This window comes from Pseudorhodoferax sp. LjRoot39, assembly GCF_964253035.1.
GTDB lineage: Bacteria > Pseudomonadota > Gammaproteobacteria > Burkholderiales > Burkholderiaceae_C > Pseudorhodoferax.
This window is the reverse complement of record NZ_CAXUQL020000001.1, coordinates 5,973,595-5,987,280: the sequence shown is the minus strand read 5'-3', so window position 1 is coordinate 5,987,280 and position 13,686 is coordinate 5,973,595. Positions and strand designations below refer to the sequence as shown.

Sequence of the window (13,686 nt, the reverse complement as noted above, 5' to 3'; positions counted from 1 at the left end):
CGCATGATCATCGACTCCCACGCCCACGTGGTCGTACCGCCCGAGAGCTACAAGTACATGGCCGAACTCGTGGCCAGCCGGGCCAACCCGGCGGCCGCGCCCAAGCTGACCGACGAGGCCGTGCGCACGGCCGGCCAGAGCATCGTGGACATCATGGACAAGGTCGGCACGGACATCCAGTTCCTGTCGCCGCGCCCCTACATGCAGATGCACTCGGTCAAGCCGGCCAAGGTCACCGCGCTGTGGACCCAGCACATGAACGACCTGGTCCACCGCACGGTGCAGATGTTCCCCACGCGCTTTCGCGGCGTGGCCGGCCTGCCGCAGTACCGCGACGAGAGCCCGGAGAGCTGCCTCGCCGAGCTGGAGTTCCGCGTCAAGGAACAGGGCTTCATCGGCTGCCTGCTGAACCCCGACCCGACCGAGGGCGACGGCGCACCGCCGCCCGGCCTGGGCGATCCGTTCTGGTACCCGCTGTACGAGAAGCTCTGCGCGCTCGACATCCCGGCGCTCGTCCACTCGGCGGGCAGCTGCCAGCCGCGCGAGAGCTACACGCTCAAGTTCATCAACGAGGAGAGCATCGCCATCGTCTCGCTCATGCAGTCGACGGTGTTCGAGAAGTTCCCTGCGCTCAAGCTCATCGTGCCGCACGGCGGCGGCGCGATCCCCTACCACATGGGGCGTTTCAGGGCCTGGAGCGTGCGCAAGGGCGGCGCCTTCTTCGACGACCAGTTGAAGCGCCTGCACTTCGACACCACCACCTACGACCAGGACGCGCTGGAACTGCTGTTCAAGGTGGTCGGCGCCGACCGCGTGCTGTTCGCCACCGAGAACCCGGGCACCGGTAGCGCGATCGACCCCCGGACCGGCCGCGCCTACGACGACCTCAAGCCCGTGATCGAGGCGATCCCCTTCCTGACGGAGCAGGACCGGCGCAACGTCTTCGAGTGCAACTGCACCAAGCTGTACAGCCGCTTCCGCAAGGACGCCTGAAGCATGGCGCAGATCGTCCTGGGCCTCGGGGCCTCGCACACACCGCTGCTGACGCTCACGGCCGAGCAATGGCAGCACCGCGCCGCGGTGGATTACGCCAACACCCAGCTCAACATGAGCGACGGCCGGCTGCTGCGCTACGAGCAGGTGCTGTCTGAACTCGGCGCGCGCTGCGCGGACCTGATCGCGCCCGAGATGCTGGCCGCCAAGGAGCGCGCATGCCACGCCGCGCTGGACCGGCTGGCCGCTGCGCTGGCCGAGGCCAGCCCGGACGTGGTGGTCATCGTCGGCGACGACCAGCGCGAGCTGTTCGGCCCGGCGAACCAGCCGGCGATCGCGATCTTCCACGGCGCGGAGATCGTCACGAGCGACAAGTTCGGCGACGAGGAGGGGGCCGACTGGGTCAAGGCCATGGGGCGCGGTTACCTGATGGACGACACGCATGTGGTGCCCGGTGCCAGCGCGTTCGCGCTGGAGCTGATCCGCGGGCTGATCGATGCGGAATTCGACGTGGCCGCCTGCGCGCGCGTGGACGATCCCAAGACAGCAGGCTTCGGCCATGCCTACGGCTTCATCGTCAAGCGCTTGTTCCAGGGCCGCGTGATCCCGGTGGTGCCGGTGCTGCTGAACACCTACTACGGCCCCAACGTGCCAAGCCCCGCGCGCTGCTGGAAGCTGGGCCGGGCCCTGCGCGAGGTGATCGAAGGCAGTACGACCGACCTGCGCGTGGCCGTGGTGGCGTCCGGTGGCCTCAGCCACTTCGTCGTCGACGAGGTGCTGGACCGCGGCGTGCTCGATGCCATGGCGCGCGGCGACGCGCAGGCGCTCGGTGCCATCCCGCGCGGCGCGCTGAACTCCGGATCGTCCGAGATCCTGAACTGGATCGTCACGGCCGGTGCGGCCGGCGGCCTGCCGCTGCGCTGGCACGACTACCAGCCCCTGTACCGCACGCCCGCCGGCACCGGCGTGGGCGCGGCCTTCGCGGTCTGGGGCGCTTGAACGAGGAAAGGAGACCACGATGTTGAGCGAAGAGAAGAACCGCCTGCTGACCCAGGTCGGCCCGGGCACCCCGATGGGCGACCTGCTGCGCCGCTACTGGATGCCGATCGCCGGCGTCTCGGAGTTCGAGCAGCGCAGCACCAAGCCCGTGCGCCTGCTCGGCGAGGACCTGGTGCTCTACAAGGACCTCAGCGGCGTCTATGGCCTGGTGGACCGGCGCTGCGCGCACCGCCGCGCCGACCTGGCCTACGGCATGGTCGAGCAGCATGGCCTGCGCTGCAACTACCACGGCTGGTGCTTCAACCAGACCGGGCAGTGCGTGAGCCAGCCCTTCGAGGACACCTGCTTCCCCGAGCGCAACGCCAAGGAGCGCGTGCGCATCAAGGCCTATCCGGTCGAAGCCAAGGGCGGCATGCTGTGGGCCTACCTGGGCCCGCAGCCCGCGCCGCTGCTGCCCGACTGGGAGGCCTTCTCCTGGCCGAACGGTTTCGCCCAGGTGGTGATCTCCGAGGTGCCGTGCAACTGGTTCCAGTGCCAGGAGAACTCGATCGACCCCGTGCACTTCGAGTGGATGCACGAGAACTGGGGCAAGCGCCTGCGCACGGGCGACACCGCGCTGGGACCGACGCACCTGAAGCTCGATTTCGACGAGTTCGAGCACGGCTTCGTCTACCGCCGCGTCAAGGAAGACACCGACGAGAACGACGACGCCTGGACCATCGGCCGCGTCTGCCTGTGGCCCAACGGCTTCTTCCTGGGCGAGCACTTCGAGTGGCGCGTGCCCATCGACGACGAGAACACGCTGTCGGTGACCTGGAAGTACACGCGCGTGCCGCGCGGCCGCGAACCCTATGTGCAGGACAGCATCCCGACCTGGTACGGCCCACTCACCGACGCCGACGGCAAGTGGATCGACACGCACGTGATGAACCAGGACTTCCTGGCCTGGGTCGGGCAGGGCGTGATCGCCGACCGCACGCAGGAGCATCTGGGCGCCAGCGACCGCGGCATCGTGGCGATCCGTCGGCGCTTCTTCGAGGAGATGGAGGCCGCGGCCGCGGGCGCGGAGCCCAAGGGCACGATCCGCGACCCCGCGCGCAACGTGCGCGTGCGGCTGCCCATGATGGACCGCGCGCAGACGCTGGACGGCTACACCGCAGAGCAGATCCTGGCCAGCCCGCGCATGAAGCTGTTCTACACGACCTACATCTTCCAGGCCGGCCAGCCCGAGGCCGTGCAGCGCGCGTTCTCGCAGGCCATGGGCATCGAGGTCGGCGCGTTCGACGGCGTGATCGGCTCGCGTGGCGCGACCGCCTCAGCCTGAGCCGCGACACCACACAACACAGGAGACAAGCATGCAGACCCCATTCCCCCATGTCACGCGGCGCCGGCTGCTGGCGGCCGGCGCCGGCCTGGCCGCGCTGCACGGCAGCGGCGCGCAGGCCCAGGCCGGCGACTTTCCCAACCGGCCCGTGCGCATCGTGCTGCCGTTCCCGCCCGGCACGGTCAACGACGCCGTGCTGCGCCTGGTCGGCGACGAGCTGGGCAAGCGCTGGAAGCAGCCCGTCGTGGTCGACAACCGGCCCGGCGCCAGCTCGATCATCGGCAGCGACCATGTGGCCAAGGCCGCGCCCGACGGCTACACGCTGCTGGCCAACATCACGCTGGTGGTGCAGAACCCCGCGCTGCGCAAAAAGCTACCCTACGCCTTCAGCGACCTGCGCGCCGTGACCCAGTTCAACCGCCAGCAGTTGCCGGTCTTCGTGCGGGCCGACCTGCCGGTGCAGAACGTCACGCAACTGCTCGCACTGGCGCGCGCCCAGCCCAACAAGATCAACTTCGCGACCTGGGGCCTGGGTTCCACGGCCCACCTGTTGCTCGAGAAGATGCGCGTGGACAACGACGCGCCCATGCTGCACGTGCCCTACAAGGGCGGTTCGGACATCATCAAGGCGCTGTTGTCAGGGGAGGCCGATGTGGCGGTGGCCGACCTGCTGAGCCCGGACGCGCATTTCAAGTCCGGCAAGCTGCGCGTGATCGGCGTGACGGGCCCGGTGCGCCTGCCCAACATGCCCCAGGTGCAGACGCTGCAGGAGGCGGGCGTGACCGGCTTCGACGGCTACAACTGGTTGGGGCTGTTCGCCCCGGCGCGCACGCCGGACGCCGTCGTGCGCAGGCTCTCCGAAGACATCAACGCCGTGCAGGCCGACCCGGCGTTGGCACGTCGCTTCGTCGAAGAGATGTACGTGAATCCGTCCACCACCACACCCGAGCAGTTCGCGCAGATCGTGGACCGCGACCTGCAGACCTGGACCGCGGTGATCCGGCGCGTCGGTGTCACGCTGGACTGACTGTTGTCGTCAAAAAACTGCGCGTGGTTTGCACGTATGTTTCATGCGATTCGATCACTTATGATGCAGATTGCTCGGTAGCCAGACCCACCCGTTTCGTGGAAAGGGGCTCGGGCGCAGGCAGCATGACCACACCCAGCCCATCCGTGCCCGACCGCCGGACCGCGCCGCAGGCCGCGGTGGCCGGCACTGCCCTGTGGTGGCGTCCCGCGCTGGCGGCGGGGCTGACCAGCGCGGTGCTGGCGCTCGTTCCCTGGCTGTACCTGCAGGACCGCCAAAGCGATGCGGAACTGGCACTGCGCGCGCTGGTGTCCCACGAGGCCGACAGCGCCGTGGCCAATGTGCAGACCCAGCTGCGTGCGTTCGAGCTCGTGCTGCGCGGCGTCAAGGGCTTCTTCGAGGGCTCGGACGGGGTCGATGCCGCCGAGTTCCGGGCCTTCGTGGCCTCGCTGGCGCTGCAGCGCACCGCGCCGGGCCTGCAGGGCGTGGGCTTCGTCGCCCACCTGAGCGGTGCCGCGGCACCGCGCAACGCTGCGGCAGCCTCCTTCGACGCATCCGGCCTGGTGCTGCGCCCGCCCGGGCAGCGCGAAGCCTATGCGCCCATCCTGTTCATGGAGCCGCCCACGCCCGGCAACCGCGGCGCGCTGGGTCTGGACGTGCTGACCGTGCCCACGGCCCGTGCCGCGATCGAGCAGTCCGTGGCCTCCGGCGCGCTGGCGCTGACGGGCAAGCTGCAGCTCGCACAGGACGCAGGCGGCCCGCCCGAGCCCGGTTTCGTGATGTACCTGCCGGTCTACCTGCCGCAGGCCCAAGCGCCGGACCAGGACCCGCGGGCCATGGCACCGGTGGGCTGGGCCGATGGGCCGTTCCGGCTGCGCGAACTGCTGGCGCCGGTCGCCGCGGAACTCATGCCCGGGCTGCACCTGCAGGTGTTCGATGGCGAAGAGCCCAGCGAAGCCAGCCACCTCTTCGGCCTGCTCGACGGCCGGCCGGCCCCATTCGACGGCAGCGCCGGCACGGCGTATGCGGTGCGCCGGGTGGCCAGCTTCGGCGGGCGCAACTGGACCTACGTGCTCACGCCGACGGCAGGCTTCGTTGCGCAGCACCGCGCCGGCGAGTACCACGGGCTGGCGCTCACCGGTCTGCTGCTGAGCCTGTCGGCGGGCGCCATCGTGTTCCTGCTGCTGCACGCGCGCAACCGTGCGCAGCGGCTCGCGCTGCAGATGAGCGAGGAGGCGCGGGCACTGTCGGCCGAGATCGCCGGCACGCTCAATGCCATTCCCGACCTGCTGGTCGAGATGGACGGCGAGGGCCGCTACCTGGCCTTGCGCGCGCGCCGCCTGGACGGGTTGATCGCGCCGCCCGAGCAGATCATCGGGCGCACCGCGCAGGAGTTGCTCCCGCCGGCCGCGGCCGCCACCGTGCTGCAGGCGCTGGCGCTGGCGCGCGCGCATGGGCGCAGCGCCGGCCTGCGCCTGGAAGTGCAGATGAAGGGCGAGCCGCGCTGGTTCGAGCTCTCTGTGGCCTGCAAGACCGAGCATGCCGATCCGGCACAGGCGCGCTTCATCGTGCTCTCGCGCGACATCACCTCGCGCATGCGCACGCTGCAAGCGCTGCAGGAGAGCGAACGCGTGCTGCTGGAGGCGCAGCGCGTTGCGGCCCTGGGCCACTTCCGGGTCGAGCGCGCGGCCCGCGTCTGCCATCTGTCACTGGCCTGCACGCGGCTGCTGGGCCTGCCGCCGACCGAGCGGCTGGACTTCGACCGCTTCCTGGCCTGCGTCGATGCGCGCCAGCGCCAGCGTGTCGAGGCGCTGTGCCTGGGCGAGGCCGCACCGCAGGCGCTGGAATACGAGTTCCGCCTGGCCGGGGCCGACGACGCCGCGCCGCGCTGGCTGCTGCTGAGCACGCCCGGCGCGGGCGAGCACGAGGCCGAGCGCTTCTTCACGCTGCAGGACATCAGCTCGCGCCGCACCTCGCAGGAGCAGCTGCACCGGCTGGCCTACTACGACCAACTGACCGGCCTGCCGAACCGCAGCCTGTTCGTGAAGGAGGCCACGCAGCTGCTGGCGGCGGCCCAGGCCCGCGGCATGGTGGGCGCCGCCATCCTGCTGGACCTGGACCGCTTCAAGGCCATCAACGACAACTGGGGCCACCGCAGCGGCGATGCCGTGCTGCGCGAGGTGGCGCAGCGCCTGCGCGCCTGCGTGTCCGCCGAGCACCTGGTGGCGCGCCTGCACGCCGACGAGTTCATCGTGCTGCTGGACGCGCTGGGCCAGGACGAGGAAGAGGCCCAGCGGCTGGCGCAGGACCGCTGCCGCAGCGTGCTGCGCATGCTGGCCGTGCCATCCCAGGTCGGCGGGCGCGAGCTGTACTGCTCGGCCAGCATGGGCATCGCGGTGTTCGGCCGCGAGGCACTGACACTGGAGGAATTGCTGGCGCGTGCCGATTCGGCCATGGAGCTGGCCAAGCACGATGGACGCAGCACCTTCCGCCTGTTCGACGAAGGACTGCGCAGCCGCGTGGCCGAGCGCGCCCAGCTGGAGGCCGCGCTGCGCCAGGCCGTGCCACGCAACGAGCTGAGCCTGCTGTACCAGCCGCAGATCGATGCCGGCGGCGCGCTGGTGGGGGCCGAGGCGCTGTGCCGCTGGACCCATCCCGAGCGCGGGCCGGTGTCGCCGGCGGTGTTCATCGCGCTGGCCGAGGACAGCGGCAGCATCTATGCGCTGGGCGAGTGGGTGCTGCGCACGGCCTGCCGCGAACTGGCCAGCTGGCGGCCCGGCACGCCGCTGGGCCAGGCGGTGATGGCTGTCAACGTCAGCGCGCGGCAGTTCCACCACCCGGATTTCGTCGGCCAGGTGCTGGACGCGCTGCACAGCAGCGATGCCGATCCGGCCCGGCTCAAGCTGGAGCTCACCGAGAGCGTGGTCGCGCGCGACCTGGACGCCATCGTGAACAAGATGGGCGCACTCAAGGCGCTGGGCGTGCGCTTCTCGCTGGACGACTTCGGCACCGGCTATTCCTCGCTTTCCTACCTCAAGCGGCTGCCGCTGGACCAGCTCAAGATCGATCAGTCCTTCGTGCGCGACCTGCTGGCCGACCCGAACGATGCGGCCATCGTCCGCACGGTGATCGCGCTGGGCGCGAGCCTGGGCCTGGCCGTCGTGGCCGAAGGCGTGGAGACGGCCGAGCAGCGCGCCGTGCTGCTGGCGGCCGGTTGCCGCATGTACCAGGGCTACCTGTTCGCCCCGCCGCTGCCGGCCGAGGCACTGTGGTCCCTTGCCGCGCGGCCTGCGGCCGGGCCGCCCTGACCCTTCAGCGGCCTTCGAAGCGCGGCAGCCGCCGCTCCGCCATCGCCCGCACGCCTTCGCGGAAGTCGGCTGTCGCGTAGTGGATCTGCTGCATCTCGCGTTCGTGCCGGTTGATCTCTTCGACAGCGTCCGCCAGGCCGCGGCGCAGCGTGGCGCGCGTGCTGGTCACCGCGAGCGGTGCCGATGCGGCGATCTCGGCCGCCAGCGCCAGCGCGCTGGCGCGCACCTGGTCTTCGGCCACGAGCTGGTCGATGAGGCCGATGCGCAGCGCCTCCTCGCCGCCGATGCGCCGGCCCGTGTACAGCAGCAGGGCGGCCTGCTGCGGGCCGACCAGGCGCGGCAGCGTGGCGCTGAGGCCGAAGCCCGGGTGAAAGCCCAGCCGGTTGAAGTTGGCCGAGAAGCGCGCCGCGGCGCAGCTCACGCGGAAGTCGGCCGCCACGGCCAGGCCCAGGCCTGCGCCGATGGCCGCACCGTGCACGGCCGCCACCAGGGGCTTGGCCGTGCGGAACAGCCGCATGGCCTGCACGTAGAACGCGGCCGGGTCCTGCGCGCCGCCGCTGAAGTCGGCACCGGCGCAGAACACCCGGCCCTCGGCTGCCAGCACCGCGCAGCGCACGGACGGGTCGGCGTCGAGCCGTTCCAGTCGGTCTGCCAGTTCGCGCAGCATCTCCAGACTGGCATGGTTGTGCGGCGGGCGGCGGATCTCCAGCAGGGCCACGTGGTCGTGGCCGGAGTCGAGCAGAGCGATGTCGGTCATTGGATCTCGATCTTCGCGATCTCCACATACTGCTTCCACTTCGCGCGCTCCTCGCGCTCGAAGGCGGCCAGCTCGGCCAGGCCCACGCTGGCCGGCGAGAACGCGAAGCCCTCCAGCCGCGACTTGATCGGGTCGGTCGTCACGGCCTCGTTGATCCAGCCGTTGAGCTGCTGCTGCACCGCCAGCGGCGTGGCGGCCGGCACGGCGATGCCCAGGAAGCCGCCGCGGATCGTGAAGTTCGGGATGCTCTCGGCGATCAGCGGCAGATCGGGGTAGCGCTTGAGCCGCGCGTCGCTGTGCACCGCCAGCGCGCGCAGCTGGCCCGAGGCGACGAAGGAGTCGCCCTGCACGGTGTCGGTGAACACCACCTGGATCTGCCCCGCCATGAGTTCGGACATGGCCTGGCCGACCTGCTTGTAGGGGATGGGCGTGAGTTCGATGCCGGCCTCGTGCGCGAACAGCGCCGCCGTGACCTTGGAGGTGGCGTTGAAATGCCCGTAGTTGAGCTTGCCCGGCGCGGCCTTGGCGGCGCGCACGAAGTCCTGCAGCGTCCTGTAGGGCGCGTCGGGCCGCACCAGCAGGTAGGTCGAGCCCGGGCCGAAGGAGCCGACCAGCCGGAAGTCCTTGCCCGGGTCGTAGGGCAACTTGTGGAACAGCGCGGGATTGGCCAGGTGCGTGGAGGTGGTGGCCAGCAGCAGCACCGAGCCGTCGGCCGGCGCGGTGCGGGCGGCCTCCACGCCGATGATGCCGTTGCCGCCCGGCTTGTTGTCCACGACCACGGCGCGGCCGGTCTTCCTGGTGAGGAACTCCGACAGCATGCGGGCGGAGATGTCGCCCGAGCCGCCGGGGCCGAAGGGCACGATGATCTGGATCGGTTTGTCCTGTGCCCAGGCCGGCGCCATGCCTGCCAGCGGCAGCGCGGCGGCTGCCTGGATCCACTGTCTCCTGTCCATGTCTGTCTCCTTTTTGAATGGGTCGGTCAGCCCCGGATGTGCTGCGTGTGCTCGCCCAGCTCCGGTGCACGGCCGCGCACGGGCGGACGCGTGCCGTCGAAGGACAGCGGCAGGCCGACCACGCGCAGGTCGACCTCGGGGATGTTCTGGAAGATGCCGATGGCCTCGGTCTGCGGCTGGGCCATGACCTCGGCGAAGTCCTGGATCGGGCCGCAGGGGATGCCGGCGTCCTCCAGCGCGTCGATCCAGGCGGCGGTGGTGCGCTGGCGGAACACCGCCTCCAGCGGCGGCAGCAGCTCGGCCTTGTGCTGCACGCGCAGCGCGTTGCTGGCGTAGCGCGCATCGCTGGCCCATTCGGCGTGGCCGACCAGGCGCGCGAGCTTGGCGAACAGCCGGTCGTTGGCGGCGGCCACCACCACCTCGCCGTCGGCCGTGGGCAGCGCCTGGAACACCACCACGTTGGGGTTGCCGCTGCGGTGGCGCGCGGGCTGCCGGCCGGTGGCCTGGAAGCCCGCCATGGACACCTGCAGCCAGCCCAGCGCGGTCTCGAACAGCGAGGTGTCGACCACGCAGCCCCGGCCCGTGGCCGTGCGCTGGAACAGCGCCGCGATGCAGCCCAGCGCGGCCCAGATGCCGCTGCCCAGGTCCAGCACCTGCATGCCGACGCGGGCCGGCGGGCCGTCCTCGGTGCCGTTGACGCTGAAGAGACCCGCATAGGCCTGCACCATGGGCTCGTAGCCGGGCGCCAGGGCCTTGGGCCCCTTGTGGCCGAAAGCCGTCAGCGAGCAGTACACCAGCCGCGGGTTGGCCGCGCACAGCAGCTCGGGGCCCAGCTGCAGTTCGGCCAGTGCGCCGGGCCGCATGTTCTGCACGAACACGTCGGCCTCGCGCACGAAGCCGTGCAGCCACTGCAGGTCGGCCGGGTCCTTGAGGTCCAGCGCGATGCTCTTCTTGCCGTGGTTCATGGCCTGGAAGGTGGTGGCCGTGCCGCGCCAGAACGGCGGGCCCCAGCCGCGCGCGTCGTCGCCCGTGCCGGGCCGCTCGACCTTGACCACGTCGGCGCCCAGGGCCGACAGGATCTCGCTCGCGTAGGGGCCGGCGATGTTCTGCGCGATCTCGACCACGCGGATGCCCTTGAGGGGTTGTGCTGCTGCGAACTGTTCCATGCTCATCGTCCGGTGAAGCGGGGCGCGCGCTTCTCGATGAAGTGCTGCACGCCCTCGCGGAAGTCCTCGGTGCCGCGGCAAGCGGCGATCTCCTGGTCGGCCAGGTCGGTGGCCTCCAGCAGCGTCTGCGTGCGGGCCTTGCGCAGCTGGCGCTTCATGGTGCGCACCGAACGGGGCGAGGTGGCGTTGGCGATGTCCCGCGCACGCTCCAGCACGGTGTCCAGGAAGCCTTCGGCCGGCAGCATGCGGGCCAGGCCCATGCGCTCGGCCTCGTCGGCCAGCAGCGTGCGGCCGCTCAGCAAGAGGTCGGCCGCGTGCATGGGGCCGATGAGCCGCGGCAGCAGCCAGGCGCTGCCGTGCTCGGCCGCCAGGCCGCGCCGCGCATAGGGGGCCGTGAGCTTGGCGCCGGCCGCCACGAAGCGCAGGTCGCAGTACAGCGCCAGGCACAGGCCCACGCCGGCGGCGGCGCCGTTGATTGCGGCCACCAGCGGCTTGTCGATGCGGTCCATGAAGGCGTAGCGCCGGCCTTCGGCCAAGGGGCCGCTGCGTTCGCCGTCGCCGCCCGCGCGCAGCACCTCCATGTCCATGCCGGCGCAGAAGGCGCGGCCTGCGCCGGTCAGCACGATGCAGCGCACCGACTCGTCCTGCTCGGCCAGGGCCAGCGCCTGGCGCAGCTCGGTCTCAAGCGTCGGCGTCCAGGCGTTCATGCGCTCGGGCCGCTGGAAACGCAGCACGGCGACGCGCGCGTCCACGCTGTAGTGCAGCTCCTTGAAATCCATCCTTTGTCTCCGTTGTTGTCGTCGGGCCGGGTGGCAGTATTGGCGTGCGGGCGCTGCGCGGCAACGGCACAATTTCGTTCTCTGAAATTGGGAGAATGCTGCGCATGCCTTCCGAACCCTCCACCCGCAGCCGCACACGCGCCTCTGGCAGCTTCGTGCGCAGCACGCCCGGCAGCCACTCGCTGGAGCGTGGGCTGGCGCTGCTGCGCGCCTTCCGGCTCGGCGGGCGCACGCTGGGCAATGCCGAGCTGGCCGATCGCACGGGCCTGCCGCGCCCGACCGTGAGCCGGCTCACGCGCTCGCTCGTGGAGGCGGGCTTCCTGGCCTACGACCACCAGCAGCAGGGCTACCGGCTGGGCGCCGTCTGCCTCACGCTGGCACTGGTCTACCGCGCGTCCGAGCATGCGCTGGAGGTGGCGCTGCCGCTCATGCGCTCGCTGGCCGAGGGGCGGCGCGTCAACGTCGGCCTGGCCATGGCCGACCAGCTGGAGATGGTCTACCTCGATTCGGTGCGGCTCAGCCGGCTGGGCATGTTCCGCCGCATCGTGCCGGGTTCGCGCATCCCGATCGCGAGCACGGCGCTGGGCTGCGCCTTTTTGGCCGGCATGGCCCCGGACGAGCGCAGGGCGCTGCTGGCGCGGCTGCGCGCGGCCCATGGCAGCGGCTGGCCGGCACGGCAGCGCAGCGTGCAGGCGGCATTGGCCAGCGTTCGCACGCAGGGCTTTTGCCGCGCGCAGTGGCAGGCCGGCATGGTCTCGGTGGCGGCGCCGCTGCGCACGCCGGGCGGCGAGCTCTACGCGCTCAACGTGAGCTTCCCGGTGCCGGCGGCCTCCCGCCAGGAGGGCGACGAGGACCACGTCGGCCTGCTGCTGCGGCTGGCGGTCGACATCCAGGCCGCCTGGGCCGTGGCCGATCTGTAGCTCAGCCGCCGCACAGTGTGGCCAGCTGGAGCCAGGCCTGGGCGAGCGCAGGATTGCGCCAGGCCGGCGCCAGCGCGGCGCACGCAGCCGCCAGCGCCGACGCCCAGAGCCAGGAACCCTTCATGCCGCGGCGGCGCGCAGCAATGGCCGCTCGTCGATGGGCCAGTGCAGCGCGGCGGCCAGCACGCCCAGGCCCATGGCGACGAACCAGACCGGCCCGTACGAGCCCGTGGCCTCGAAGACCAGGCCGCCCAGCCACACGCCCAGGAAGCCGCCGATCTGGTGGCCCAGGAACACGAAGCCGAACAGCGTGCCCAGGTAGCGCACGCCGAACACCTGGGCCACGATGCCGTTGGTCAGCGGCAGCGTGCCCAGCCACAGGAAGCCCATGGCGGCCGCGAAGGCGTACAGGCTGGCGCTGGACAGCGGCACCAGCAGGAACAACGCCATGGCCGCGCTGCGCGCGAGGTAGACGCCGGCCAGCAGGCGCTTGCGGCTCCAGCGCGTGCCGGCCAGCCCGGCGGCATAGGTGCCGGCCACGTTGGCGAGCGCGATGAGGGCCAGCGCCGCCACGCCGTCGGCGGCGCGCAGTCCGCGGTCCAGCAGGTAGGCCGGCAGGTGGCTGGCGATGAAGGCCAGCTGGAAACCGCAGGCCCCGAAACCCAGGTTCAGCAGCCAGAAGCCGGGCTGGGCGAAGGCCTCGCGCACGGCGCGGCCGAGCGGCAGGCTGGCGGCCTGCGGGCCGGCCGCGGCCGCGCGGTCGTTGAGCGGCCAGGCCAGCGGCAGCAGCAGCGCCGCGGTGACCGACAGCACGCCCAGCGCCGTGGCCCAGCCCCAGCCTGCGATCAGGCCCTGCGCGCCCGGCACCAGCGCGAACTGCCCGATGCCGCCGACCGCGCCGGCCAGGCCCAGCGCCCAGCCGCGGCGCTCGGGCGCGACCAGCCGGCTCAGCGCCGCGTAGACCACGCCGAAGGCCGTGGCCGACAGCGCGATGCCGATGCACAGGCCCGAGCTCAGCAGCAGCGCCGTGGCGCTCGGTGCCCAGGCCATGCCGGCCAGGCCCAGCGCGTAAAGCAGCAGCCCGACCGCCACCACGCGGACGGCGCCGAAGCGGTCGGCCAGCATGCCCGTGAAGGGCTGGGCCAGGCCCCAGACCAGGTTCTGCGCGGCCAGGGCCAGCGCGAAGGTCTCGCGCGTCCAGCCGCGGTCCTGCGTCATGGGCAGCATGAACAGGCCCTGCACATGGCGCACGCCCAGGGCCAGGCCCATGACCAGGCCGCCGGCCAGGACCAGCACCCAGGCCTGGGTCCACCAGGCTGCGCGTGCGGGAGGGGAGAAGGAGTGGGATGGCATGGCCGCGATTGGACGCGGCGCGCGGCACCCACACAACTGATGATTTGGTGCGCTTGCCATGCGCCACATGCATGGCTGGATCGCGCGTGCGCCTGCACAATGGCGCC

Annotated in this window: 12 protein-coding genes; 6 read left to right on the top strand and 6 right to left on the bottom strand. The window is 71.4% G+C overall.

Annotated elements, in window-relative coordinates:
- Window positions 1–3: 3 nt before the first annotated feature.
- The 5 genes from ACSQ4M_RS27985 to ACSQ4M_RS27965 all read left to right on the top strand — a co-directional run bounded on the left by ACSQ4M_RS27985 (window position 4) and on the right by ACSQ4M_RS27965 (window position 7,651).
- Window positions 4–993, top strand: a complete 990-nt coding sequence (locus tag ACSQ4M_RS27985; protein WP_436192652.1) for an amidohydrolase family protein — start codon at window positions 4–6, stop codon at window positions 991–993.
- 3 nt (window positions 994–996) lie between these two features.
- Window positions 997–1,992, top strand: a complete 996-nt coding sequence (locus tag ACSQ4M_RS27980; RefSeq protein ID WP_436192651.1) for a protocatechuate 3,4-dioxygenase — start codon at window positions 997–999, stop codon at window positions 1,990–1,992.
- Between the two features lie 19 nt (window positions 1,993–2,011).
- A complete protein-coding gene (locus tag ACSQ4M_RS27975) occupies window positions 2,012–3,316 on the top strand; it encodes a Rieske 2Fe-2S domain-containing protein (protein ID WP_436192650.1) in 1,305 nt (434 codons plus the stop codon).
- 31 nt (window positions 3,317–3,347) lie between these two features.
- Window positions 3,348–4,343, top strand: a complete 996-nt coding sequence (locus ACSQ4M_RS27970) for a Bug family tripartite tricarboxylate transporter substrate binding protein (RefSeq protein WP_436192649.1) — start codon at window positions 3,348–3,350, stop codon at window positions 4,341–4,343.
- A gap of 125 nt (window positions 4,344–4,468) precedes the next feature.
- Window positions 4,469–7,651, top strand: coding sequence for a bifunctional diguanylate cyclase/phosphodiesterase (locus ACSQ4M_RS27965; protein WP_436192648.1), 3,183 nt, complete (start codon window positions 4,469–4,471; stop codon window positions 7,649–7,651).
- A gap of 4 nt (window positions 7,652–7,655) precedes the next feature.
- Here ACSQ4M_RS27965 and ACSQ4M_RS27960 read toward each other — a convergent pair whose 3' ends face one another.
- The 4 genes from ACSQ4M_RS27960 to ACSQ4M_RS27945 are packed head-to-tail and all read right to left on the bottom strand — an operon-like array spanning window position 7,656 to window position 11,306.
- Window positions 7,656–8,408: an enoyl-CoA hydratase/isomerase family protein gene (locus ACSQ4M_RS27960; protein WP_436192647.1), complete on the bottom strand. Its 753-nt coding sequence runs from the start codon at window positions 8,406–8,408 to the stop codon at window positions 7,656–7,658.
- Entirely contained in the window at window positions 8,405–9,361 is a 957-nt protein-coding gene (locus ACSQ4M_RS27955) for a Bug family tripartite tricarboxylate transporter substrate binding protein (protein WP_436192646.1), read from the bottom strand. The genes ACSQ4M_RS27960 and ACSQ4M_RS27955 overlap by 4 nt, the downstream gene beginning before the upstream one ends.
- A gap of 26 nt (window positions 9,362–9,387) precedes the next feature.
- Window positions 9,388–10,527, bottom strand: a complete 1,140-nt coding sequence (locus tag ACSQ4M_RS27950) for a CaiB/BaiF CoA transferase family protein (protein WP_436192645.1) — start codon at window positions 10,525–10,527, stop codon at window positions 9,388–9,390.
- 2 nt (window positions 10,528–10,529) lie between these two features.
- Window positions 10,530–11,306, bottom strand: coding sequence for an enoyl-CoA hydratase-related protein (locus ACSQ4M_RS27945; RefSeq protein ID WP_436192644.1), 777 nt, complete (start codon window positions 11,304–11,306; stop codon window positions 10,530–10,532).
- 104 nt (window positions 11,307–11,410) lie between these two features.
- Here ACSQ4M_RS27945 and ACSQ4M_RS27940 point away from each other — a divergent pair, with 104 nt between their 5' ends.
- A complete protein-coding gene (locus ACSQ4M_RS27940) occupies window positions 11,411–12,226 on the top strand; it encodes an IclR family transcriptional regulator (RefSeq protein WP_436192643.1) in 816 nt (271 codons plus the stop codon).
- A 1-nt stretch (window position 12,227) separates the two neighbouring features.
- Here ACSQ4M_RS27940 and ACSQ4M_RS27935 read toward each other — a convergent pair whose 3' ends face one another.
- Complete coding sequence (locus ACSQ4M_RS27935; protein WP_436192642.1) at window positions 12,228–12,350, bottom strand: hypothetical protein; 123 nt, start codon at window positions 12,348–12,350, stop codon at window positions 12,228–12,230.
- On the bottom strand, window positions 12,347–13,579 hold the full coding sequence (locus tag ACSQ4M_RS27930) for an MFS transporter (protein ID WP_436192641.1): 1,233 nt from the start codon (window positions 13,577–13,579) through the stop codon (window positions 12,347–12,349). The genes ACSQ4M_RS27935 and ACSQ4M_RS27930 overlap by 4 nt, the downstream gene beginning before the upstream one ends.
- Window positions 13,580–13,686: the final 107 nt, after the last annotated feature.

Coding starts and splice junctions, on each gene's coding strand:
- ACSQ4M_RS27985 (WP_436192652.1), top strand. CDS start 4: ATGATCATCGACTCCCACGCCCACGTGGTCGTACCGCCCGAGAGCTAC.
- ACSQ4M_RS27980 (WP_436192651.1), top strand. CDS start 997: ATGGCGCAGATCGTCCTGGGCCTCGGGGCCTCGCACACACCGCTGCTG.
- ACSQ4M_RS27975 (WP_436192650.1), top strand. CDS start 2,012: ATGTTGAGCGAAGAGAAGAACCGCCTGCTGACCCAGGTCGGCCCGGGC.
- ACSQ4M_RS27970 (WP_436192649.1), top strand. CDS start 3,348: ATGCAGACCCCATTCCCCCATGTCACGCGGCGCCGGCTGCTGGCGGCC.
- ACSQ4M_RS27965 (WP_436192648.1), top strand. CDS start 4,469: ATGACCACACCCAGCCCATCCGTGCCCGACCGCCGGACCGCGCCGCAG.
- ACSQ4M_RS27960 (WP_436192647.1), bottom strand. CDS start 8,408: ATGACCGACATCGCTCTGCTCGACTCCGGCCACGACCACGTGGCCCTG.
- ACSQ4M_RS27955 (WP_436192646.1), bottom strand. CDS start 9,361: ATGGACAGGAGACAGTGGATCCAGGCAGCCGCCGCGCTGCCGCTGGCA.
- ACSQ4M_RS27950 (WP_436192645.1), bottom strand. CDS start 10,527: ATGGAACAGTTCGCAGCAGCACAACCCCTCAAGGGCATCCGCGTGGTC.
- ACSQ4M_RS27945 (WP_436192644.1), bottom strand. CDS start 11,306: ATGGATTTCAAGGAGCTGCACTACAGCGTGGACGCGCGCGTCGCCGTG.
- ACSQ4M_RS27940 (WP_436192643.1), top strand. CDS start 11,411: ATGCCTTCCGAACCCTCCACCCGCAGCCGCACACGCGCCTCTGGCAGC.
- ACSQ4M_RS27935 (WP_436192642.1), bottom strand. CDS start 12,350: ATGAAGGGTTCCTGGCTCTGGGCGTCGGCGCTGGCGGCTGCGTGCGCC.
- ACSQ4M_RS27930 (WP_436192641.1), bottom strand. CDS start 13,579: ATGCCATCCCACTCCTTCTCCCCTCCCGCACGCGCAGCCTGGTGGACC.